Source organism: Paenibacillus sp. HB172176 (assembly GCF_011947265.1).
GTDB lineage: Bacteria > Bacillota > Bacilli > Paenibacillales > Paenibacillaceae > Pristimantibacillus.
This window is the reverse complement of record NZ_JAATHD010000002.1, coordinates 178,277-200,055: the sequence shown is the minus strand read 5'-3', so window position 1 is coordinate 200,055 and position 21,779 is coordinate 178,277. Positions and strand designations below refer to the sequence as shown.

22 protein-coding genes and 1 pseudogene are annotated in these 21,779 nt (G+C 55.0%); 21 read left to right on the top strand and 2 right to left on the bottom strand.

Annotation, left to right across the window (positions count from 1 at the left end; all coding sequences use genetic code 11):
* Window positions 1-18 precede the first annotated feature (18 nt).
* The 16 genes from HFP08_RS03235 to HFP08_RS29150 all read left to right on the top strand — a co-directional run bounded on the left by HFP08_RS03235 (window position 19) and on the right by HFP08_RS29150 (window position 18,746).
* Window positions 19-1,344, top strand: a complete 1,326-nt coding sequence (locus HFP08_RS03235) for a 5'-deoxyadenosine deaminase (RefSeq protein ID WP_168119074.1) — start codon at window positions 19-21, stop codon at window positions 1,342-1,344.
* 58 nt (window positions 1,345-1,402) lie between these two features.
* Window positions 1,403-2,485, top strand: coding sequence for an XdhC family protein (locus HFP08_RS03230; RefSeq protein WP_168119073.1), 1,083 nt, complete (start codon window positions 1,403-1,405; stop codon window positions 2,483-2,485).
* A complete protein-coding gene (locus HFP08_RS03225; RefSeq protein WP_168119072.1) occupies window positions 2,397-3,029 on the top strand; it encodes a nucleotidyltransferase family protein in 633 nt (210 codons plus the stop codon). Before HFP08_RS03230 ends, HFP08_RS03225 begins: the two co-directional genes overlap by 89 nt.
* Window positions 3,030-3,052: 23 nt before the next feature.
* Window positions 3,053-4,585, top strand: coding sequence for an ABC transporter ATP-binding protein (locus tag HFP08_RS03220; RefSeq protein WP_168119071.1), 1,533 nt, complete (start codon window positions 3,053-3,055; stop codon window positions 4,583-4,585).
* Window positions 4,582-5,724, top strand: coding sequence for an ABC transporter permease (locus tag HFP08_RS03215; RefSeq protein WP_481856532.1), 1,143 nt, complete (start codon window positions 4,582-4,584; stop codon window positions 5,722-5,724). Before HFP08_RS03220 ends, HFP08_RS03215 begins: the two co-directional genes overlap by 4 nt.
* A gap of 21 nt (window positions 5,725-5,745) precedes the next feature.
* On the top strand, window positions 5,746-6,681 hold the full coding sequence (locus tag HFP08_RS03210; RefSeq protein WP_346768713.1) for an ABC transporter permease: 936 nt from the start codon (window positions 5,746-5,748) through the stop codon (window positions 6,679-6,681).
* Between the two features lie 110 nt (window positions 6,682-6,791).
* Entirely contained in the window at window positions 6,792-7,694 is a 903-nt protein-coding gene (locus HFP08_RS03205; RefSeq protein ID WP_168119070.1) for an FAD binding domain-containing protein, read from the top strand.
* Window positions 7,695-7,764: 70 nt separating this feature from the next.
* Entirely contained in the window at window positions 7,765-10,116 is a 2,352-nt protein-coding gene (pucD, locus tag HFP08_RS03200) for a xanthine dehydrogenase subunit D (RefSeq protein ID WP_168119069.1), read from the top strand.
* A gap of 2 nt (window positions 10,117-10,118) precedes the next feature.
* The gene (locus HFP08_RS03195; RefSeq protein WP_206109168.1) at window positions 10,119-10,613 is read left to right on the top strand and encodes a (2Fe-2S)-binding protein; all 495 of its coding nucleotides are present in this window, start codon (window positions 10,119-10,121) and stop codon (window positions 10,611-10,613) included.
* Window positions 10,610-11,764 carry a BMP family ABC transporter substrate-binding protein gene (locus tag HFP08_RS03190; RefSeq protein WP_168119068.1) on the top strand — a complete coding sequence of 385 codons (1,155 nt, stop codon included), beginning with the start codon at window positions 10,610-10,612 and terminating at the stop codon, window positions 11,762-11,764. Before HFP08_RS03195 ends, HFP08_RS03190 begins: the two co-directional genes overlap by 4 nt.
* A gap of 77 nt (window positions 11,765-11,841) precedes the next feature.
* Entirely contained in the window at window positions 11,842-12,822 is a 981-nt protein-coding gene (locus HFP08_RS03185; RefSeq protein WP_168119067.1) for an aromatic ring-hydroxylating oxygenase subunit alpha, read from the top strand.
* A gap of 93 nt (window positions 12,823-12,915) precedes the next feature.
* Window positions 12,916-14,235 (top strand): deoxyguanosinetriphosphate triphosphohydrolase family protein, encoded by a 1,320-nt coding sequence (locus HFP08_RS03180; protein ID WP_168119066.1) that lies wholly within the window; start codon window positions 12,916-12,918, stop codon window positions 14,233-14,235.
* Between the two features lie 104 nt (window positions 14,236-14,339).
* Window positions 14,340-16,622 (top strand): heavy metal translocating P-type ATPase, encoded by a 2,283-nt coding sequence (locus HFP08_RS03175; protein ID WP_168119065.1) that lies wholly within the window; start codon window positions 14,340-14,342, stop codon window positions 16,620-16,622.
* 76 nt (window positions 16,623-16,698) lie between these two features.
* The gene (locus tag HFP08_RS03170) at window positions 16,699-17,583 is read left to right on the top strand and encodes a sulfite exporter TauE/SafE family protein (RefSeq protein ID WP_168119064.1); all 885 of its coding nucleotides are present in this window, start codon (window positions 16,699-16,701) and stop codon (window positions 17,581-17,583) included.
* A 496-nt stretch (window positions 17,584-18,079) separates the two neighbouring features.
* Window positions 18,080-18,226 carry a hypothetical protein gene (locus HFP08_RS29155; protein ID WP_240941058.1) on the top strand — a complete coding sequence of 49 codons (147 nt, stop codon included), beginning with the start codon at window positions 18,080-18,082 and terminating at the stop codon, window positions 18,224-18,226.
* A gap of 145 nt (window positions 18,227-18,371) precedes the next feature.
* Window positions 18,372-18,746, top strand: coding sequence for a S66 peptidase family protein (locus tag HFP08_RS29150; RefSeq protein WP_240941057.1), 375 nt, complete (start codon window positions 18,372-18,374; stop codon window positions 18,744-18,746).
* Here HFP08_RS29150 and HFP08_RS03160 read toward each other — a convergent pair whose 3' ends face one another.
* Window positions 18,747-18,998: a hypothetical protein gene (locus HFP08_RS03160; protein WP_168119063.1), complete on the bottom strand. Its 252-nt coding sequence runs from the start codon at window positions 18,996-18,998 to the stop codon at window positions 18,747-18,749.
* Between the two features lie 78 nt (window positions 18,999-19,076).
* Between HFP08_RS03160 and HFP08_RS03155 the strand changes: the two are divergent.
* The 5 genes and pseudogenes from HFP08_RS03155 to HFP08_RS03135 all read left to right on the top strand — a co-directional run.
* Window positions 19,077-19,157: pseudogene (locus HFP08_RS03155) on the top strand (class I SAM-dependent methyltransferase); the annotation flags it as partial.
* A gap of 118 nt (window positions 19,158-19,275) precedes the next feature.
* Window positions 19,276-19,596 carry an ArsR/SmtB family transcription factor gene (locus HFP08_RS03150; protein WP_168119062.1) on the top strand — a complete coding sequence of 107 codons (321 nt, stop codon included), beginning with the start codon at window positions 19,276-19,278 and terminating at the stop codon, window positions 19,594-19,596.
* Entirely contained in the window at window positions 19,589-20,032 is a 444-nt protein-coding gene (locus tag HFP08_RS03145) for an SRPBCC family protein (RefSeq protein ID WP_168119061.1), read from the top strand. Before HFP08_RS03150 ends, HFP08_RS03145 begins: the two co-directional genes overlap by 8 nt.
* A gap of 23 nt (window positions 20,033-20,055) precedes the next feature.
* On the top strand, window positions 20,056-20,301 hold the full coding sequence (locus tag HFP08_RS03140; protein WP_168119060.1) for a cupin domain-containing protein: 246 nt from the start codon (window positions 20,056-20,058) through the stop codon (window positions 20,299-20,301).
* Window positions 20,302-20,338: 37 nt separating this feature from the next.
* Window positions 20,339-20,908 (top strand): SF0329 family protein, encoded by a 570-nt coding sequence (locus tag HFP08_RS03135; protein ID WP_168119059.1) that lies wholly within the window; start codon window positions 20,339-20,341, stop codon window positions 20,906-20,908.
* Window positions 20,909-20,989: 81 nt separating this feature from the next.
* On the opposite strand, the gene HFP08_RS03130 is transcribed toward HFP08_RS03135, so the two are convergent.
* A complete protein-coding gene (locus tag HFP08_RS03130; protein ID WP_168119058.1) occupies window positions 20,990-21,769 on the bottom strand; it encodes a M55 family metallopeptidase in 780 nt (259 codons plus the stop codon).
* Window positions 21,770-21,779: the final 10 nt, after the last annotated feature.

The following is a 21,779-nucleotide window of genomic DNA, read 5'->3' as shown; positions in this document are numbered from 1 at the left end:
TCGGGAAGGGGAGCTTCTATGGCAAGCGTATTGTTCAAGAATGCCCGAATTATGACGATGAACGAGGAGGGAAAAGTGATTGAAGGCGACGTGCTGATCGTCGATGATCGAATCGCGCATGTCGGAGCCGAGATCGACGAGGCTGCCGATGAGATCATCGATGCAGAGGGGAAGATCATGCTTCCAGGCTTCGTGCAGACCCATATTCATCTCTGTCAGACCTTGTTCCGCGGCAGGGCGGATGATTTGGAGCTTCTGGATTGGCTGAAGGAGCGGATATGGCCGCTTGAGGCTGCCCATGATGATGATTCTGTCTATTACTCCGCCATGCTGGGAATCGGCGAGCTGATCAGAAGCGGTACGACCACCATACTGGATATGGAGACGGTGAGGCATACCGCCTCGGCCTTCCGCGCGATGGAAGAGAGCGGCATCAGAGCTTTGTCGGGCAAGGTGATGATGGATCATGGCCGGGATTTGCCGCCGGGCCTGCTGGAATCGACGGAGCGCTCCCTGCAGGAGAGCGTTGATCTGCTGGAAGCTTGGCACGGCAGAGCGAACGGCCGACTGCAGTACGCATTCTGTCCCCGCTTTGTTGTGTCCTGTACAGAGGAGCTGTTGATCGGTGTAAGGGATCTGTCGAAGCGTTATCAAGTGAAAGTGCATACCCATGCCTCGGAGAATCGAGGGGAGATCGCCCTTGTCGAGGAGGAACGCGGGATGCGGAATGTCGTCTATCTGGACCATATCGGCCTTGCGACGCCAGACCTCATTCTTGCCCATTGCGTATGGCTAAGCGAGGAGGAGAAGGAAATTATTCGCGATCGCGGCGTGAAGGTGACGCATTGCCCCGGCTCGAATCTGAAGCTGGCATCGGGCATTGCCGAGATTCCGGATCTTCTGCGGAAGCGAATCGGAGTCGGGATCGGCTCGGACGGCGCGCCTTGCAACAATACGCTCGATATGTTCTCGGAGATGCGGATGACGGCGCTTATTCAGAAGACGAAGCATGGACCAACGGCGATGAATGCGCGAACGGTGCTTCGCATGGCGACAATGGGAGGCGCCGAGGTGCTCGGCCTTGAGGAGGAGATCGGAAGCATCGAATCGGGCAAGAAGGCGGATTTGATGCTTCTCGACCTGGATGAATTCCACGCGTATCCCTCCTACGAGACCGATCCCTACTCAAGAATCGTATATTCGGCAGGCTGCGGCGATGTCGATACCGTGATGATTGACGGACGCTTCGTGATGAGGAACAAGCAATTGCTGACCATCGACAAGAACACTGTGCTCAAGGAAGCGGACCGCTCCATCAAACGGCTGCTGAAACGGATTGTCTAAGCCCGGCTCCGCCTGGGGAAGGGAAGGAACGGATGAGTCCAAGGAGGGGGGTGGCGGCATGGATGCGATGGATGTGTTGACTGAAGCCGTCGGGAGAGAAGGGGCCGGCGCTCTTGCGACGATCGTCGCGGCTGAAGGTCATGCCTATCGAAAAAGCGGCGCGTTCATGCTGCTGTGCGCCGACGGCCGCACAATCGGAGCGATTAGCCCGGGCTGTCTGGAGTCGGATCTGCAACAATACGCGGAGCATGTCATCGAGCAGAATACTTCTCAATTCATCGAATACGATATGCGCTCGGAGGATGATCTCTCCTGGGGGGAGCATATCGGCTGCGGCGGGTATCTTCGCATTCTGATGGAGCCGCTCACTGGCGGGCTGATGGCAGCGTTAAGAGAAGCATGCGATCGCCTTCGCCTGGGAGAAACGATTCAGCTAATACGCAGCTTTGAAGCGGGAGCGAATGCTTGCTTCTATAGGGTCGCCCCGGCTGAAGCATCGTCCCCGATTGTCGATCGCCTGCTATGGACGGCGCCGGCGGAGGGCGAGCCTTCGCAGCTCTCTCTTCGGATAGAGGCTAAGCCGCGGCTCATTCTGTTCGGCGCGGGAGACGATTCGCTTCCCGTACACAGACTGGCTCTGCTGGCTGGTTTTTGTGTAACCGTAACGGATTTCCGCGAAGCGCTGTGCACGGAGAAGCGATTTCCCGGAGCCTCCTTGCAGCTTGGATTTCCCTCTGAATCGTTGCCTCGGCTTCGACTTTCACGAGAGGACTATGTGGTCATTATGAGCCATAATTTCTTGCGAGATTTGCAATTCCTGCGGCTTTCGCTGACAGCGGCTCCTTGCTATGTCGGGATTATGGGCTCGCGCTCCCGAACAGAGAGGCTGCTTGCCGATTCGCTTGTCGTGGAAGCTCTTAAGGTCAGGAGCGAATGGGCGGCGAGCGGCCTCCGCTATCCGGTCGGGCTCCCCATTGGCGCCGAAGGACCAGAGGAGATCGCCATCAGTATCATGGCCGAGCTTATACAAGCGAGAAGAGGAAGGGTTGCGCATGGGAAAGCCGGGCATAGCGGGACTGTATCTTGGCGCGGGGAGCAGCCGCCGCATGGGGCGCTGCAAGCTTTCAATTCCCCTTCATGACGGAGGCTGGCTGGGCGGCCTTGCCTTGCGGGAGATTCTGCGTTCGAAGCTGGATCGCGTCTATATCGTAACGAAGGATGATGAACCGGCATGGCTGACTGATGCGCTCTCTTCGGCGGAAGCCGGGAAGCTGGAGCGGACCGTTGTCAAAGCCTTGCACGCGGAAGCGGGCATGTCGCATTCGATTCGCAGCGGCCTGCGTGCAGCGGCAGCCAGTGGAGCCGACGCGGTTGTTATAATGCTGGCCGATCAACCCTTCGTGACAAGAGAGCATCTGAATCGACTGATCGCTTGCTTCTCGAAGGCTCCCTCGCTTCATTATGTCGCCAGCAACGACGGCGGCGGCAGCATGCCCCCGATTCTTATCGCGTCATCCTTATTCCCCGAGCTTATGAAGCTCGAAGGAGACAAAGGCGCAAGAGAATTGCTGAGACAGTCCCGATTCCGCGGCGAAACGCTAATGCCCTTCAATCCACTGGAGCTCGCGGATATTGATACAGAGGAAGAGTTAGCGGAGCTGAAAGCTTTGACTGGATGGTTGTGATGCTGCGGAAGGAGGAGGGCGAAATGTCCCATATGGCGATTGAAATGACTGGAATTGTCAAAAAATTCGGAAAAGCTTTCGCGAATGATCATGTCGATTTCTCGGTGCGCAAAGGAGAGATTCATGCTTTGCTGGGAGAAAACGGCGCGGGAAAGAGCACCGTTATGAGTCTTCTATCGGGTATCTATCGCGCGGATGAAGGCGATATCTCGTTATTCGGAAAAGCATGCCGAATTCGTTCGCCCAAGGACGCCCATCGTCACGGCATTGGAATGGTGCATCAGAATTTTCGCCTGGTGCCGACACTGACTGCGCTGGAGAATATCATACTTGGCGAAAAAAACGAATGGTGGCGAGGCTCTGCCTGGCGCAAGCGAAAGCTGGCGCAGGTGTCCGGGATTTGCGATCGATACGGGTTGTCAGTCTGTCTGGACATGCCGATCTGGACCTTGTCCGCAGGCGAGCAGCAGCGGGTGGAAATCGTGAAAACCTTGTATCGCGGGGCGGAAATTATTTTGCTGGACGAACCGACCTCCGTGCTTGCGCCCGGCGAAGCCGACATGCTGTTCCACACGCTCAGAGAGCTGAAGAAGGCAGGCAAAACTATGGTGATCACAACGCATAAGCTGAAGGAAGTCATGGCGGTTGCGGATCGCATCTCGGTCATGCGCAGAGGAAGGATGATTGCATCGGTCAATTGCGCGGATACGAATGCGAGGCAGCTCGCGGAGCTGATGATCGGCAGGGAGCCGGGTGAAGGCGTGACCGTGAATTCGGGATCGCCGGGGCGAACGATGATGGAAGCGGCACATATGGAGGTGAAATCCGATCAGGGCCATCTCGCATTGAAGCGAATAAGCTTTAGCGTTAGGGCCGGCGAGATTGTAGGTGTCGCCGGCGTTGCGGGCAATGGACAGAAGGAGCTCGCGGAAGCGCTGACGGGTCTCCGTCCATGGTCGGGCGGAAGCATGGTCTATGAAGGCAAGAATGCGGATGGCGCAAGCATCAGAGCGCTTATCGATCGCGGAATGGCTCATATTCCGGAGGATCGGATGAAGAGCGGACTCGCCGGAGATCTGGGGATTGTGGACAATCTTATGCTGAAGTCCTATCGCGGAAAGGAGCGTTTCCGGTACGGGCTGCTGCGAAAGCGAAGCAACGCGAAATGGTCGAACGGGCTCCTTGAGCAATTCGATATCCGCGCGATCGATCAGAGCGGTGCGGTAAGGCAGCTCTCCGGCGGCAATCAGCAGAAGCTCCTGCTAGCCAGAGAGATCGATCAGCAGCCGAAGCTGATGGTCGCGGTTCACCCCACGCAAGGTCTTGATGTAGGCGCTGCGGAAGCTGTGCATCGGCATCTCGTCGCGCTCAGAGACGGCTCTGCCGGAATTCTCCTCATCTCCGAGGATCTGGATGAAATCATGCTGTTATCGGATCGCATACTTGTCTTGTACAACGGCGAATTGGCGGGAGAAGCATCGCGCAGAGAAGCGGACAAGGAGCGAATCGGCCGTTTGATGGCGGGATTGAATGAAGCGGAGGAGGCCATGGCATGAAGCGGGAAATATCGACGGAATTGCCCCCTCATACGCTTGAAAATGGTGCTTTCGGGCGGTTGCGAAGAGCTGTTATGCCATTCAGTCTGCACTATGATCCGCTGAAGAAGGGCGGAGGCTGGTGGATGCCGCTTGCTTCGATCGCGGTCGCGTTGCTGATCTGCGCTGTGTTTATCGCTTTGAACGGCATGAATCCTTTGACAGTCTACGGAAAAATGCTGCAAGGCGCCTTCGGGTCGTCCTTCGGCATTAGCGAAACATTGGTGAAGGCAATACCGCTCTTGCTTTGCGGACTTGGCGTCGCGGTCGCTTATCGCATCTCGATCTGGAATATCGGCGCGGAAGGGCAGCTGGTCGCGGGCGCGATTGCGGCGACTGCTGTGACAATCTATTTGCCAAACCTGCCCGGCGAGCTGTACATACCCGTCATGATGATCGCGGGAATGGCGGCGGGAGCGGTATGGGGCTTGCTGACGGCCGTTCCGCGAACGTACTTCGGAGTCAATGAGCTTATATCCTCCCTGATGCTCAATTATATCGCGCTGCTGCTTCTGGACTATCTGGTCTACGGTCCATGGCGCGATCCGAAGGGCTTCAACTTCCCGGGAACGCCGATCTTCTCACTGGATCAGCAGTTGCTGACCTTCGGAAGCTCCCGCTTGCATGTTGGTCTCCTCTTCGCCTTGGCTGCCGTCGCCGTCTTTGCCTTCTTGTTCGCCAAGACGCGATGGGGCTATGAGATGAAGGTGCTGGGCGCCAATCCGAATGCGGCGAGGTATGGAGGCATTCGCATCAACAGGCATATCCTGCTTGTTATGATGATTAGCGGAGGGCTGGCCGGGCTTGCGGGAATGAGCGAGGTGTCCGGCGTGGCGCACCGGTTAATGTACGGCATCTCTCCAGGCTATGGCTATACCGCCATTATCGTCGCCTGGCTGGCGAAGCTGAATCCGTGGGCGATGGTTGTCACTTCAATCTTCGTAGGCGGATTAATCGTTGGCGGCTTCAGCGTGCAGACCATCGGATTGCCTTCGTCCATCTCGCTTATGCTGCAGGGCATGATTCTGATCTGCTTGATCGGAGGAGAGATGCTGTCAAAATTTCGATTGAAGCGAAAGGCGGGAATGAGCAATGGATAGACGACTGCTGGAGGAAGGAAGGTGGCAAGGGTGGATTTCTATTCGAATTTGATCATCGCTGCCCTGTCTTCCGGCGCGCCGCTGCTGTTCGCCGTTCTCGGCGGAATTCTATGCGAGCGTTCGGGCGTCATCTTCCTCGGGACGGAGGGAACGATGCTGATTGGAGCCGTTGCAGCCGGTCTCGCCTTCCACCATACCGGCAGCTTGGGGCTGTCCGTGCTGGCCTCCGTCCTGGCAGCCGGCGGCATTGGACTGCTTCATGCCTTTCTGGTCGTAACGCTGAGGGCCAATCAAATCGTGAGCGGCTTGTCGCTTACCTTGTTCGGTACCGGACTTAGCGCCTATCTCGGCAAACCTATTGCCGGAGTTCCGCTTCCCGTCTCCGTCCCCAAGCTGGAGCTCGGCTGGCTGGAGCCGATCCCGTTCGCGGGACGAATTCTCGCCCATATGGATATTTTCGTATGGTGCGGCATCGCGCTTGTTGCAGTCCTCTACGCCTATATGTACAAAACCTCTTGGGGCTTGCATCTGAGAGCGGTTGGAGACAGCCCGGCCACCTCGGATGTGATGGGCATATCGGTTGTCAGGACGCGCTATGCGCATGTAGCGGCCGGGGCGATGCTGATGGGTGTTGCGGGCTGTTATCTCATCATGGCCTATTCGCCTAATTGGATTGAAGGCATGACGGCGGGCAGAGGCTGGATCGCGATTGCGCTCATTATTCTCGCAGGCTGGAACCCGCTTTACGCCCTCGGAGGCGCCTGCTTGTTCGGCGGACTGGATGCGCTTGGCTTCCGCATGCAGCTGACGGACAGCGGCATTCCTTCTTATTTCCTGAAAATGATTCCTTATGTCGTCACCATTCTCGTGCTCATACTGGCCGGTTGGCGAAACCGGAACAAGCCTTCCATTGAGCCGAAGGCACTTGGCGTTCCCTATGTAAGAGAGCAGCGATAGCAATAAAACCGATTCAGCCGCGATGCAGCAGTCGAACGATTAATGATTCAACTTATACAGCGTTCTTGAAAGATGCAGTCCCGGTTATACAGACAAGGAGGTGCTCGGGTATGGCGATGGAGCAAAGGGAGGATGAAAAATATCCGGAGGTGCTTCTGCCCGATCTTATCGAGGAAGCGTGGCATCTGAAACGAAGATATGGCCCCCTTGCCGGCTACGTCTCCGGCGGGACGCTGCTGAGAACCTTGTGGGAGAACGGGGTCAGGCCGATGACGAAGATCATGATATCCCTCGAGGGCATTCGCGAAATGAACGGGATTTCTATCGTCGATGGCAAGCTTAGCGTCGGCGCGGCGACTACGCTCAGCGACTGCCGGAATAACGGTATTCTGAACGCGCATGTTCCGTTGCTTCGGAAGGCGCTGGATGGAATCGCGGCGCCGTCCGTACGCAATTTGGCAACGATTGGCGGCAATATCGCGAGCCGGATCGGCGATTCGCTTCCTGCCTTGCTGGCGCTGGATGCGGAGCTGATCGTCTACCGCGACACTTCATGGCATACGATCCCGCTTCGAGACTGGTTAAGTCAGGATGAGGAAGGACGCAAGGGGGATGATCTGATCTGCCGTGTGTTGGTTCCTCTGCAGAAGCTGCCGGACGCGGAACGGGGTGGAGAAAGCTTCGAATACTACGAGAAGCTGGGCAGACGCGAAGCATTTGCTCCATCGCTTGTGACGGTTGCCGCGAGAGGATCGAGAGACGCTGACGGCGTGATCAGCGAGATTATGCTCTCCGCTGGCGGAGGCTCGGCAATGCCCGAGCGCTTGACCGATGCCGAGGCAGCGCTTAGGGGCTCGCAGCTCAGCAGCGACATGCTGGGCGTGGTGCACGGCCTCATCAAGCGGCAATATCGGGCCGCGGAGGATTTGTTCGCGGATGGGGAATACCGGAAGGAGGCTTCCGCCAATCTGATTACGGCAAGGCTGTGGAAGCTGCTTAAGGGCAAAGGTTAGCTGCGCCAGGGACCGAAAGTCTGCCGGCGACAAACGCGGAAGATTCATCTGTCATAAGGAGGCGGGAGCCATGCTGATGAATAGGAACGCTGCAGGGCCCCGATGGCATCGCAGACCGGACGGGGAAGAGAAGGTAACGGGGAAGCTGCGTTACCTGACCGATCTGACGCTGCCGAATATGCTGTGCGGCAAGGTGCTGCGGAGCGAGCATGCGCATGCGTTCATTATGGGCATCGATACCGAGCTGGCGGAGAAGGCTCCGGGCGTGAAGGCGGTCATTACGTTCAAGGATGTGCCGGGACTTAATCGCTTCGGTATTATCAATCCCGATCAACCGGTGCTATGCGAGGATCGGGTCCGTTATGTCGGCGATGCGGTGGCGGCGGTAGCCGCAGAGAGCGCGGAGCAAGCCCTGCATGCGCTGTCGCTTATTCGCGTCGAGTATGAGCCGATTCCGATAGTGGATGATCCGGAACGGGCATTGCTTCCCGAGGCGCCGCTGCTGCATCCGGACGGCAATGTGCTGCATCGCACCAGCTACAAGAAAGGGAATGCGGAAACGGCCTTCTCGGATTGCGCCCATATCGTGGAGCATACGTATTGCACGCCCAAGCAGATGCATGCGTATATGGAAACCGAAGGCGGCTTGTTCGTGGTGGAAGCGAATCAGAGGCTGACCGTCTATGCCGCTACGCAGCACGGCTTCAAGGATCGGATGCAGCTAGCCCGCATATTGGCGCTTCCCGAGGAGCGGATTCGCGTCATTTCTTCGCCGATCGGAGGTTCGTTCGGCGGCAAGGATGAGCTCAATGTACAGCCATACGGCGCCTTGCTCGCTCTCAAATCGGGGATGCCCGTGAAGATGCACAACTCGCGAAGAGAGTCCGTGCGCGCAGGGCTGAAGCGGCATCCCATGAAGCTTACGATGAAGACCGGAATTGACAAGAACGGCAGGCTTATCGCCCATTACGCGAGAATTATCGCAGATACCGGCGCATACTCCACACTTGGAGCTCCGGTGCTTCAATTCGCGACAGAGCATGCCATGGGTCCTTACCGTATTCCCCATATCGATGTCGAGGGAGTATCGGTCTTCACGAACAACGGCGTGTCGGGCGAATTCAGAGGCTTTGGCGGCAATCAGGCGATCTTCGCGGTGGAAAGCCAGATGGAACGATTGGCGGCGGCCGCTGGCATGGATCCTTGGCAATTCCGCAGGCTCAATAGCCGGGAGCCGCAGGATCCGGGACCTCTCGGGCAACGGATTCAATACAATGACGGCTTGCGGCTGGTATGGCAATCCATAGCGGATTCGGAGCTGTGGAGGCGGAGAGAGGAGCTGCCGCAAGCGAACGCGGCAGCGGAGCCGTGGATCAAGCGCGGAATCGGCGCGGCGCTGGCGATGCACGGTTCCGGTCTTGGCTTCGGCATTCCCGATCCTGGCGGAGGACGGCTCGGTCTCAATGCGCAGGGAAAGCTCGAAGCGGCGTTTTCCTTCGAGGAATTCGGGCAAGGCGTAGTTGCCACGCTGGAAATTATGCTGATCGAGCTGTTCGGCTGCGCCAGAGAAGATCTGCGAATCGTAATCGGCGATACCGACCTCGCGCCGCATAGCGGCTCCAGCACCGCCTCCCGTTCCACAACGGTGGCCTATCTCGCGCTGAAGAAGCTGCACCCGACGCTGAGCGGCAAGCTTCTGGAGCTGGCTGGAGAAGCGATTGGGATAACGATTGATGAGCTGGAGACAGGGGTTGGAGGGATATGGCGAAAGCCGCTTGAGCGCCGAATGGATGCCGCTTGGCCTCATGCGGATGGCGAAGGTCGAGAAGCGGGATCGGAGAAGTCTGAGTCCGGTCCGCTCATCACCTATAAAGAGCTGGCCAAGCGAGCGAAGGAGAAGCTCGTGTTCGAAACGAGGTTCGAATTTCCTGTTACGCCGGATGAGGTGTTCGGCGGCCACTTCTTATACACCGCGACTGCCGTCGCGGTTGAGGTGGAAGTGAACACGCTGACCGGAACGGTGCGCGTGCTGGATAAGCATCATGCGGTGGCGGCCGGACCTGCGGTGAATCCAATGGGCTATATCGGCCAGATCGAAGGGGCGAGCGTCATGGCGCAAGGCTTCACGCTGTCGGAGGATGCGGTGATGAAGGATGGCCTTTATGCAACCGAAAATTTCGACACCTACCTCATTCCTGCGATCGCCGACATTGCCGGGAGCTTCACGCTTCATGCGATCGAGGATTTGCCGCAGGATGATCCGTACGGCCCGCGCGGCGTCGGGGAGGTTGGCTCGGTAGCGCTCGCTCCGGCAATAACCGCGGCGGTGCAGCATGCCATCGGCAAACGAATCGACAGGCTGCCGATTCGGAGGGAAGACCTTATCGGCACGTTCGCCTTCGAGGGGGAAGGGGTTGACTGAGCATGAGCGAGTACAGATGGCGAAGCCTCGTAAACGGAGAGGAGGTGGAATTGGTCGCGCGTCCGTCAGAAAGGCTGCTGAGCCTGCTTCGAGAAAAGCTTGGGCTTACCGGCACGAAAATCTCCTGCGAGCTTGGCCGATGCGGAGCCTGCATGGTGCTGATGGACGGCAAGCTCGTCAATTCCTGTCTGGTGATGGCGTTTCAAAGCAATGGCAAGGCCATCACGACGATTGAAGGCGTGGCGGGAGAAGACGCTCACGGCATTCAGCAAGCCTTTATGGAGGAAGGAGGCTTCCAGTGCGGCTATTGCACGCCGGGCATGATTATTTCCGTCAAGGCGCTGCTCGATGAGACGCCAAATCCGACAATCGAGCACATTCGTGAAGGATTATCGGGCAATCTGTGCCGATGTACGGGCTATGGAGGCATTATTCGCGCTGTCAATCGCTGCTGCGAAAAACAAAGAGAGAAACAGGAGAGGGGAAAAACCAGATGAAGAAGATGTATCTAGCCATGATTATTCTCGTATTGTCCGTTATGAGCGCATGCTCGCAAGCCTCCACGCAGAACAACAATGAGCCTTCCCCGTCAGCTTCAAACGCCACGACGACATCCCCTTCAGGAGAAGCCTCGGCAGAGCCGACTCCGGAGAAGGAGCTGCCGAAGGTCGCTTTCGTCTATATCGGCGTACCTGGAGACGGCGGCTGGACCTTCGAGCATGACAAGGCAAGAAAGGTCATTGAAGAGAAATTCGGCATAAAAGCGACCGTCGTCGAGAATGTGCCGGAAGGACCGGATGCGGAGCGAGTTTTCGAGGAGCTGGCGCAGGATAACGATATTATTTTCGGAACAAGCTTCGGTTATATGGATTCCATGTACAATGTCGCGCAGAAATATCCAAAGGTCATCTTCATGCATGCGACGGGCTACAAGACGGCGGAGAACATGGGCACCTATCAAGGCAAGGGCTTCGAATCCGGTTATCTGGCCGGCATCGCGGCAGGGAAGCTGACCAAGGATAACAAGATCGGCTATGTCGGCGCGTTCCCGATTCCCGAGGTAATCTATACGATTAACGCGTTCACGCTGGGGGCCCAAAGCGTCAATCCGGATGTAGAGATATCCGTCATATGGAGCAACACGTGGTTCGATCCGGCGACCGAGCGTCAAGCCGCTATATCGCTGCTCGACCAAGGCGTGGATGTGCTGGCCAACTATCAGGATTCTCCGGCCGGCATTCAAGCGGCGCAGGAGAGAGGCGTATGGGGCATGGGCAATGATTCCGACATGAACAGCTATGCGCCGGAGACTTATGTAACGAATCCCGTTCTGGACTGGGGGCCGTATTACACCGAGGTCATTCAAAGCGTTATCGACGGAACATGGAAGTCGGGCTCGTATTACGGCGGCTTCAAGGAGGGCATGGTCGATATTGCGCCATTCGGCAAAAATGTGCCTCAAGAGGTGCAGGATCTTGTCAACGCGAAGAAGAAGGACATTATCGATGGCAATTTCCAAGTGTTCAGCGGTCCTGTGTACGACCAGTCCGGAGCGGAGAAGGTGGCGGAAGGAGCGGCCTTGTCGCTTGAGGATATACTCGTTATGGATTATTTCGTCAAAGGCGTGAAGGGCAGCATTCCGCAATAAGCAGCCGCAGCGGTTTATTATCAATAGCCGGGTGAAGCCGGCTCGTATTCGCAAGCATCAGGAAAGGACTGAACCCCATGCAGGAAATGGATCCCGTTCTCAGCGCATTATGGCATCCCGTTGCTCTCTCTTCCTCCTTGGGGGATCAGCCGATCTCCGTAGAAGTGCTGGGCGTTCGCGCGGCGGTGTTCCGCACTGCCCGCGGCGTTCACGCTCTGCGTGATCTCTGCATCCATCGGGGCGTTCCGCTGTCGCTCGGCAAGGTGAAGGGAGATAGGCTCGTGTGCGCCTATCACGGTTGGTGTTACGATTCGGACGGGAAATGCGTCCATATCCCTTCGCTTCCTGAAGGGGCGGCGATTCCGTCCAAAGCAAAGACAGTGTCCTATGCTTGTCAGGAAGCATATGGTATAGTATGGATGTGCGTCGGCGAGCCTATTGATCCTGTGCCGACAATCGGAACGGAAGGCTTGCGGGCGGATTTCGCTCAGGTGTATATGGGACCCTATGAAGTAGCGGCCGCAGCTCCCAGAGTGGTCGAGAATTTCCTTGATGTCTCGCATCTGATGTATGTGCATGAAGGCTTGCTGGGCGACAGCGAGCATGCGGAAATTAATGACTATCGCGTACATGAGATCAACGGGGCGCTTCGAACCGATGAAATCGAAGTCTATCAGCCCGATCCCGATGGAAGAGGCTTTGGCGTGACGACCTTCTACACGTATCATATTTACCATCCCATGAGCGTATCGCTCACGAAACGAATTCAAGGCTCGGAGGATGTCTTCCATCTCTATCTGTTCGTGCTTCCCCACAGCAAGGAGAAGAGCACGGCATTCATGATTATGGAGCGCAATTACGCGCTCGACGAGCCCAATGAGACCTTCGTTTCCTTCCAGGACATTCTGCTGGAGCAGGATCGGCTCATTGTGGAGAATCAAAAACCGGAGCTGCTGCCGCTGGATTTGCAGGCGGAGCTTCATCTAAGGTGCGACCGGCTGAGCATTGCTTATCGAAAGCTGCTGCAGAACGTCGGCGTTACCTTCGGAACGGCATGAGAAAGCTCAAGGCGACGCGAAGCCCGATATTCGGCTTTCGCGTTGCTTTTTTCAAATAGCTGCGCTGCAGCGAATACGAAAAGGTGATGGCGGATGAATATACGAAAGCTTAGGCTGCATGACAAGAATAATTCGCAATCCAGCGAGGATCGCGATGAATACGAGAAGGATTACGCGCGGCTTATTCAGTCCCCCGCTTTCCGCAGATTGCAAGGCAAATCGCAAGTGTTCGGCGCGGGCTCTGGCGATTACTACCGCACCAGGCTGACGCATTCGATTGAGGTGTCCCAGATTGCGCGTGAGGTGGCGAGAAGGCTCGCCAAGACGTATCCGCTGCTGACGCAGAAGGCCCATCCGGGCCTCATGCTGGTTCCCGAAGTGGTCGAATGCGCCGCTCTGGCGCATGATCTCGGTCATCCTCCCTTCGGTCACAAAGGCGAGGAGGTGCTGAACCGCGTTCTGCGCGAGAGATTCGGTATTCCTTATGAAGGCAACGCACAGAACTTCCGCATTCTTATGTTTCTTGAGAAGCGGGCAGGCAGCGATCGCGGATTGGATCTGTCCGCCGCGGTGCTGCTTGCGATTAATAAATATCCGTTCTCTCTAAGCGATCCGGGACGGATGAAAGGCGTGTATGAGATGGAGTGGGCCGGCATAAACGAGCTCCGCGAGCAGTGGGATATGCCGAAGGGCTGCTCGACTCTCGAGGCGCAGCTCATGGATCTATGCGACGACATTGCATACTCCACGCATGATATCGAGGACGGCATCCGCGCCGGCAAAATCATCCTCAGTGAGGATTTCTTCGAGGATGAACGGCTGGTAAACGGCGTCGTGCATGAAATTATACATGATCCCGCGAGCCTGCAAGCGGTGCAATGGGAGCGCACCAATATGAAGGAAATGGTGAAGCGGGTGCTCGAGAGCTATTACCTGCAATGGAAATCGGTCTATGTGCAGTATGGCAGGGAGACCTCGCGCACGAGAAGAGAAATGAAGGCGAGATGGGTAAGCCGTTTCGCGAATGGGGTTGGCATTATCGACGACGCGAAGACCGGCTGGAAACGCGTCACGTTCGTGAAGGACGGCGCGGAGGATCTGGAGCTGCTGCGGACGCTTGAAATTTTGAAAAAGCTCGCATGGGTAACCCTGATCAAGGATTTCAGGGTACAGCGGCTGCAGAAGCGCAGCGAGAATATGCTGATGCGGCTGTGGGATTCGCTGCAGCATTATGATACGGGCAGACTGCTGCTTCCGCCCGATTGGGTAGAAACCTACGACCGCCAGCGCAAGGAATGGCCATGGGAGAGGCTCGTCGCCGATTATATCGCGGGCATGACCGACTCTTATGCCGAGAAGGTGTATACGGAGCTGTTCGCAAGCCGGATCGGCTCCATCTATGAACGGGATTAATTGCATTCATGCAAGTGCGCCGCCGCTCATATAGTATAGAGCGGAGGTACAGGCTTGCGAACGTCTAGAGTCCAAGCTCTGTCCGCAGGATGGGGGGAGCATGGATGAATGTAGAACGAGCTTCAGATTGGAGATCTGATCTTAACCATAGGGGAATCGAGCTGGACCTTACTGTACAAGGCATGAGCTGCGCCGCATGCGCGGCTCGAATAGAGAAGGCGTTGCTTAGAATGGACGGGGTCGAGGAGGCCGCCGTCTCTTTCCCGTTGCGAACGGCATGGGTGCAAGCCGCTTCGCCGGCAATTACGCTGGAGAAGCTGGCGGATCGGGTCAATCAGCTCGGCTTCCAAGCGATGTTGAACGAGTCAGCCGAAGATGGGATAAGGCGCGAGCGGTCTGTCTTGCGATGGCGTCTTCTCGCCGCGATCCTGCTGACGCTGCCGCTTCTGCTCGGGATGCTGCAGCATTGGACCGCGTTTGAGCCCGCTTATGAGCAGCTTCCCGCATGGCTGCTCCATCCATGGCTGCAGCTTGGCCTTGCCACCGTCATTCAATTCGTCATCGGCATGCCTTTTTATTTCGGCGCCTATTACGCCCTGCGAGGGAGAAGCGCCAACATGGATGTGCTGGTCGTGCTGGGCACAACCGCCGCTTATTTATACAGCCATTATTTGGTGTTTCGTTACGGGCTTACCGGGCAGTCCTTGGCGGAGCATGCCTCTCTCCCTTTGTATTTCGAAACCTCTGCCGTCGTAATTACAGTAGTGCTGCTGGGCAAATACATCGAAACCTCCGCAGCCGTGAAAGCCTCAGACGACTCTGCCGGCTATGGCAGGCTTCAAGCGCCATACGCTGTCGTGGAAAGAGCGGGCGTGCAATCGGAAATTCGAGCGGAGTTTGTGCGCAAGGGAGATATGGTGCTGGTTGAGCGCGACAGCATTATTCCGATTGACGGACTTGTGCGACAAGGGGAATCGAGCGTCGAGGAAGCGCTGCTGACGGGCGAGAGCGCGCCGGTGCCCAAGCAAGCTGGAGCGATGGTATGGGCAGGGACGCTTAACGGTTCGGGTAAGCTAAGGATCGAGACAACCGCCGCTGGACATGACACGATGCTTAATCGTGTACAGGAGCTTGTGAAGCAGGGACATCGATCGAAATCCTCCCTTCAGACGCATGTGGATAAAGCGGCGGCCTGGTTCGTTCCTCTGATGCTTCTGCTGTCGCTTGCAACCTTATTGCTGTGGGGTCTGTTGGTTGATCCAGGCAATTGGGCCAAAGGCGTTGTGTGCGCCATAGCGGTGCTGCTGGCGGCCTGTCCCTGCGCGATCGGCCTTGCCGCTCCGATATCGCTCATTATCGCTTCGGGACGCATGGCGAAGCGGGGCATCATTGCCAAGGATGGCAAGGCTGTGGAACGGCTTGCTTCTGTCGGCACGATTATTCTGGACAAAACGGGAACCTTGACGGAGGGCAAGCCGAGGCTTGCGTTCACTCATGCGGCAGAGGGCGGCAGAGCGGCTTTGATCCGGCTGGCGGCCAGTCTCGAAGCCGATTCCGAGCATGGTCTGGCGCGGGCTGTGAAGGAGGCGGCAAGGCGTTCGGGCATCGTTGCGACTGATGCCGAAGGACTCACCTATACCTCCGGAAGAGGTGTCGAAGGCCGAATTCGAGGTCAACACTGCGTACTGGGCAATGCAAGCTTCGTCGAAGAGCAGGGCTGCCGGATTGCCAGCGAGATTCGGGCGGCAGCTGTCGGCAGAGAACGATTAGGAGAGACGGTCCTATACCTGGCAAGAGATAAGCAGTGCATCGGCGTGCTCAGCTTCTCCGACACGGTGAAACGATGCTCCGGTAGGATGATTGCCGCCGTTCGGCAATTGGGAGTATCGCCAATGATCGCTACGGGCGACCATGAAGCCGCCGCGGTGTCTCTGGCAAGAATAGTCGGAATCACGAAGGTGCGCGCTTCCATGCTGCCGGAGAGCAAGCTCGCGTTAGTAGAGTCGATTAAGAAAAAGGGGCAAGGCGTAGCAATGGTGGGCGACGGCTGGAACGACGCTCCCGCGCTTGCCGCCGCCGATGTAGGGATCGCGATGGGCGATGGCACCGAGGCGGCTTTGTCGGCAGGGCATATCACGCTATTGTTCCCAAGACTGATGGCAATCCCGGAGGCGATCCGCATGAGCCGCATGACGATTCGCAATATCAGACAGAATCTCGTCTTCGCATTCCTGTACAATGCAGTCATTATTCCTTTCGCTGCCATCGGCCTGTTGGAGCCTTGGATGGCCGGGACGGCAATGGCGCTGAGCTCGGTTTCCGTTGTCGGCAACGCGATTCGATTGAAGAGGCAGCTTGAGCGAACCGAAGAGATCGAGCGGGAGTAAGCGGGAGGAAGTCTGTTCAAGGCATGCTTGCCATTCTTGCTGACTTCGTTCGCCTTGAAGAAGGGAGGAATGAACATTGCTGACGAACTGGAACGGTGTCGCGCTCATCATCTTAACCGGACTCTTCAGCGCGCCGCATTGCATTGGAATGTGCGGAGGAATTGTGTCGGCGGTATCGATGCAAACAACGGTTACCGCTCGAAGTTCAATGCTGCTCTACAATGGCGGAAGGATTCTGTCCTATACCGTCATGGGAGCGGTAATGGGAACGGCAGGTTCCTTCCTGGATGTCGCCGGCAAGCTGGCCGGCGTAAGAGGACTGGCCTCGATTATCGGAGGCTGCTTTGTACTGCTCTGGCTTTGGCGAAGATTCCAACTGCCATTCATCCATAAGCTAACTGTGCTGCTGCATCGCGGGCTGGTCATGCGCAGTGGAGCGGGCGGAAGAGGCAGAGACGGGAGAAGCAATAGAGACAGGCTTGCAATAGCGGCAGTGAAGGCTGCCGAAGGTACACGAGATGGGGAAGCGGAAGGCGTTGACGGTACACATGGTGGGAAAGCGGGAGGCGCCGACGGTACCCGGGGGAATGTTTCGGTGACCGCCAGCGATACTCTGGGCAGTAATGCTCCTCCTTCTAAACGATCAAGGGAAGCCTTGCACCTCATCGTTACAGGCATTGCCTTCGGCTTCATGCCCTGCGGACTTACCTATGCCATGCAGATGAACGCGGCCTCATCCGGCTCTACGATGGAGGGCGCGCTTATCATGGCGTTATTCGGCTTATCGACATTCCCGGCGCTGGCTGCGGCAGCCTCCATTACGGCTTTCGCCAGCAAGAAATGGAGAAGGCTGATGTACAGAGCCGGAACCGTCACGGCGATAGCCGTAGGCGTGCTCTCCATTCTTCGCGGTTTAACAGCAAGCGGCGTCATACCTTCCGTATCCCCGTGGCTTTGGTGACGGGGAGCCCGAAGAATAAGCAGCGTTGACTATTCGGAGAAGCTGCTCTCTCTTGCTATCGCCAATCTGCTGGAACGGACTATTATTGCAATCGACATTAGAGCAAACCTCTGGCACTGCTTCGATTTACTACTGCAGCGGACCATAGATGCGCAATTTTCGCAAATTGAGCTATTTTAACGAATTCGCGGACACAGATAACGTTATTTTCGAAAAAACAGCTGTTTTTAAGCTTTTTTTGAGGAAATAGCGGCACCTGTGTCCGTCAAAATGAATAAACTCCGTTTTTTACTCCAATAAAGGCTCTCATGTCCGCTTAAGGAAACATAATAAGCTTCCAGCCTTCACTATAGGTTTCGCGAACAAAAGTCGCCTTCTGTTGCGATACATGTTAGATTGGTAGGATGAAGCTTCTGTTTGGGAGGACTAGAGGCGAAGGTGCAATAACCCAAGTGAAATGTATGATGGAATGCGAAAAAGGGAGGCGTGACAGATAATGAATCCGAAACGAATGAAGCCTGGATCCAAAATAGCCATTATTTCGCCTTCGAGCGGATTGCCGCATTTGTTCCCCGATACTTATGAGCTGGGACTCCGCAATCTCCAAGAGGTGCTGGGCTTCGAGGTGGTGGAGATTACCTGAATCAACTGGGCATGACGACCTTCTACGGTCCGTCGGTTATGGCCGGACTGGCGCAGATGAACCATCTGCCGCTTGGACCATCCTGCAAAGAAGCGCTGTTGCGGAAGGGAGCTTGTGGGGCGGATGCATCGAGGTGCTGGAATTCATGAAGGCGACAAAGTACTGGCCGAACGAATCGTTCTGGGAGAGCAAAATCCTGTTCTTTGAGACCTCGGAAGAGAAGCCATCGCCAAGACAAGTCGGGTATATGCTGCGAAATTATGGCATGCAGGGTATTTTTTCGCGCGTGAACGGCATGATCTTCGGAAGAGCGAAGGACTATACGGAAGCGGAGAAAGCGGAGCTTAACCAGATCATTCTCGATTTGGCGCAAAAGGAATTCAGAGCTTCCCAGCTTCCAATAGTCGTAGACTTCGACTTCGGACATACAGATCCTAAGCTGCTCTTGCCGCTTGGTGGAAAGGCTCGGTTAGATGGGATTGCAAACGAAATCATATTGCTCGATAGTCCGTTTTGCTAATTAATGCGCGGATTCCGCATGCTCCCTGTGAATCGGGACGGCAATGCCATTGTTGCCGCTGACGGGGTAGATAAGAATTTGCAGATTATCTTGCTCAGTAATCGGCTCGTTGCATATTTTGCAGGTGACAAATCCTCTTTCGACGATTGCCAGTTTCACTTGCCGAATCACTTCTTCGCGGCTTTCCATGGAGTCAATCGAGCCTTCTACATAGGCGATATCATTTGCGATTGGGTTTGACGGCTTGTCCATATGAGAATCACTCCTTACGCTTTTCTTTTATTTGTATACAGATCGTTCGGCAGATATGCCTAAATATGCGGGGAGTAACGTTCGAAACGCTTCGATCACAGAAATCAGGGAGAGCAATTAGGCTTCGTGTCTCTAATTATCGATGCAGTGAAGGCATAGTATGATGGATGGCAATATTTCCATGGATACAAAGAATTGCGATTGAAAGCTGGATTGAAATAACCAGCTTTTTATTTTTCGCTTTACATGCAACCATAAAGTTGCATATAATAAGCGTATGGACAAACTATTCAAAGCACTTGCGGATGGAACGCGCAGACAATTGCTAGACATCTTGTTCGCGAATAATGGCCAGTCCTTATCTGAGCTTTGTGCTCAAATGACAATGAGCAGGCAGGCTGTGACCAAGCATTTGTTGCTGCTGGAAGAAGCGAACCTTGTGACTGTCGTGTGGCATGGCCGCGAGAAGCTCCATTATTTAAACCCGGTGCCTATCGGAGAAATTTATGAACGTTGGATCGGCAAGTTTGATCGTCACCGAATCGAAGCTTTACACAATCTGAAGCAAGCATTGGAGGAGGATTCTAAGCATGAATAAAGCATCATTCGTGTACACGACTTACATCGCTACGACGCCAGAGAAGCTATGGGCTGCATTAACAAATGGCGAGTTCACCAAGCAATACTTTTTCGGACGGGAAATTATTTCAGACTGGCAAGAAGGTTCTGAGTTCAAGCTTATGATTAAGGACAAGATCGAGCATCATGGCGTGGTTCTTGTGAGCGATCCTTATCGAATGCTTTCTATGACTTGGAGTGTCAAGGACGGAGAGAGTGAACGATTCTCGAAGGTTACTTTTGAGCTGACTGCGCTCGAACAAACCATGAAATTAAAGCTCCTGCACGAGGATCTGCTGGAGAAGGATATTCGCGAGGATAATGGCAAGATGGATGGATTTAATACGGGATGGCCGGTCATTCTCAGTAACTTGAAGAGTTTGCTTGAGACAGGTATGAAGCTTCCAGCCTTTTAAATTCTACAAACGAGGTGTGAAAATTGGAGAAGAATAAAGTAAATTATTCCGTTAAACATTCAGGGGCTTTTTCGAACTTTGGAGAGGTCACAGAAGGTATGCTTAAAGGCAAGATTTTCTTGAAAGAAGCATTAGGCCTTACCGGCATGGAAGTGTCCCTGAATAATCTTCCGCCTAACGGTGAGGTTGGGGGAAAGAAGCCGAAGTCAAATAAAAATGAACGGCCTAACAAGCAGAGACATGTTGGCTTCATTTTCAGAGATGTATAGGACTCAAACGAACAAACAGCGTATATAGGAGGACTTCATGGCTTGGAGCAAACTGAAGCAGAATCTGGAGAGCTTTCTGTATCCGGGGTTAATTGGAAAAGTGGAATACGGCTCAACCAGCTACCGCTATTTGCCCGGCAAAGCGGGACAATGCTATCTTACGGTAGATAAACGAAAGATTCTCAATATGAATGATGCGTCCAATATAATCAAGTGGTACCAGTCTGAGCAAGATATCAAGAATGATCCGGCTATTCGGATTGGGATCGGGAATGAAGATATAGAAGCCGTTCGGAAAGAAATGAAAGGACCCGTTCCGGAGGAGCGGCTGCGCATCATTGCGGAGAGCAGAAAAAAAGCAAAGCTCGCCAAAGAGCTGATGACTGCACAGGCAGAGCTGTGCAAATCGGATTTTAGGACTGCGGCTACGGCGTTCTTGTCTGCTCCGTTAGAGAAGAGCCTGGAGAGTCAGGATATCTTGTTGAACATTTTAGCCTTGATCGATAAACGAATGGGGCGGAAACGAATAATAAACTTAGCGGAAAAAATGAAGCTGAAGCATCCCATTGTGCAATACTTTTATGAGCTGCGGTTGAGCGTTTTATAATTTTCATAAGCTCGTCGTATGCCCTTGCAGTTCATATACAGCTACAAAGGCTGACCGGCAAGTATGCCGGTCAGCCTTCTCTTAAATGGGAAAGCTGCTCAGATCGTCTGAGCGGTAAAGGATGGTTCTGCTGTCCACAACTTGCGCTCCGGAATCAAAGCCAAATGTATCGTGGTGAAAGGGCTCGAAAAATCTTATTTCAAGCGAATAGGGGGGAGCGAAGGCAGTGAACGGCTCGATCTCCTTCATTCTGGCTACCGAACGATAAGCGCCTTCCCGAATAAGCCGGCAAGCTTCTTCCGAGTCCAGGTGAATGGCGGATTCCAGACCTGTGCCTTGCTTCACGGCGACTGTTTCCATGTTAGGAATCAATGCTTTGGCTTCCAGCACGGCTTTGTCGTCACCGGACAGGAAGATAACCGGAACGCCTTGCAAGCCCGCAGCCAGCGCCCGACATCCGAACTCGCCGACAAATATACCATTTAATTTGTAATAGGCAATTCCAGTAGAGGAATAGGTATGGCATAAGGGAGCATGGAACGCTCCAGCCATCGCATGCTGGCCGACAAACAGCACCGCGTCGAAATCCCGCAGGTTCCAATAAGGCTTGTCTTTGACCGTGTTCGGGATAAGTTGCCCGCCTGTAATCGTTTGTCCGATTAATCCTCCCGGACCATGTCCATCCCATACGATGATTTCGGCAGCGGGATCCATTTCTCGAATTCCTTCCATACACGCATTCACCTCTAATGCTAGTTGTTTCATGGATTTTGACTTGGCTTTGACATCGTTTGTGCGAGTTTCCGTGAATTTTTCGACCCCGGCAGGGCCCTCCAAATCGGTTAATAGAAAAAATTTCATTTGATTACCG

Excerpts from the sequence above, each read along its gene's own strand:
- HFP08_RS03235 (WP_168119074.1), top strand. The coding sequence starts at position 19 with ATGGCAAGCGTATTGTTCAAGAATGCCCGAATTATGACGATGAACGAG.
- HFP08_RS03230 (WP_168119073.1), top strand. The coding sequence starts at position 1,403 with ATGGATGCGATGGATGTGTTGACTGAAGCCGTCGGGAGAGAAGGGGCC.
- HFP08_RS03225 (WP_168119072.1), top strand. The coding sequence starts at position 2,397 with ATGGGAAAGCCGGGCATAGCGGGACTGTATCTTGGCGCGGGGAGCAGC.
- HFP08_RS03220 (WP_168119071.1), top strand. The coding sequence starts at position 3,053 with ATGTCCCATATGGCGATTGAAATGACTGGAATTGTCAAAAAATTCGGA.
- HFP08_RS03215 (WP_481856532.1), top strand. The coding sequence starts at position 4,582 with ATGAAGCGGGAAATATCGACGGAATTGCCCCCTCATACGCTTGAAAAT.
- HFP08_RS03205 (WP_168119070.1), top strand. The coding sequence starts at position 6,792 with ATGGCGATGGAGCAAAGGGAGGATGAAAAATATCCGGAGGTGCTTCTG.
- pucD (WP_168119069.1), top strand. The coding sequence starts at position 7,765 with ATGCTGATGAATAGGAACGCTGCAGGGCCCCGATGGCATCGCAGACCG.
- HFP08_RS03195 (WP_206109168.1), top strand. The coding sequence starts at position 10,119 with ATGAGCGAGTACAGATGGCGAAGCCTCGTAAACGGAGAGGAGGTGGAA.
- HFP08_RS03190 (WP_168119068.1), top strand. The coding sequence starts at position 10,610 with ATGAAGAAGATGTATCTAGCCATGATTATTCTCGTATTGTCCGTTATG.
- HFP08_RS03185 (WP_168119067.1), top strand. The coding sequence starts at position 11,842 with ATGCAGGAAATGGATCCCGTTCTCAGCGCATTATGGCATCCCGTTGCT.
- HFP08_RS03180 (WP_168119066.1), top strand. The coding sequence starts at position 12,916 with ATGAATATACGAAAGCTTAGGCTGCATGACAAGAATAATTCGCAATCC.
- HFP08_RS03175 (WP_168119065.1), top strand. The coding sequence starts at position 14,340 with ATGAATGTAGAACGAGCTTCAGATTGGAGATCTGATCTTAACCATAGG.
- HFP08_RS29155 (WP_240941058.1), top strand. The coding sequence starts at position 18,080 with ATGAATCCGAAACGAATGAAGCCTGGATCCAAAATAGCCATTATTTCG.
- HFP08_RS29150 (WP_240941057.1), top strand. The coding sequence starts at position 18,372 with ATGAAGGCGACAAAGTACTGGCCGAACGAATCGTTCTGGGAGAGCAAA.
- HFP08_RS03160 (WP_168119063.1), bottom strand. The coding sequence starts at position 18,998 with ATGGACAAGCCGTCAAACCCAATCGCAAATGATATCGCCTATGTAGAA.
- HFP08_RS03150 (WP_168119062.1), top strand. The coding sequence starts at position 19,276 with ATGGACAAACTATTCAAAGCACTTGCGGATGGAACGCGCAGACAATTG.
- HFP08_RS03145 (WP_168119061.1), top strand. The coding sequence starts at position 19,589 with ATGAATAAAGCATCATTCGTGTACACGACTTACATCGCTACGACGCCA.
- HFP08_RS03135 (WP_168119059.1), top strand. The coding sequence starts at position 20,339 with ATGGCTTGGAGCAAACTGAAGCAGAATCTGGAGAGCTTTCTGTATCCG.
- HFP08_RS03130 (WP_168119058.1), bottom strand. The coding sequence starts at position 21,769 with ATGAAATTTTTTCTATTAACCGATTTGGAGGGCCCTGCCGGGGTCGAA.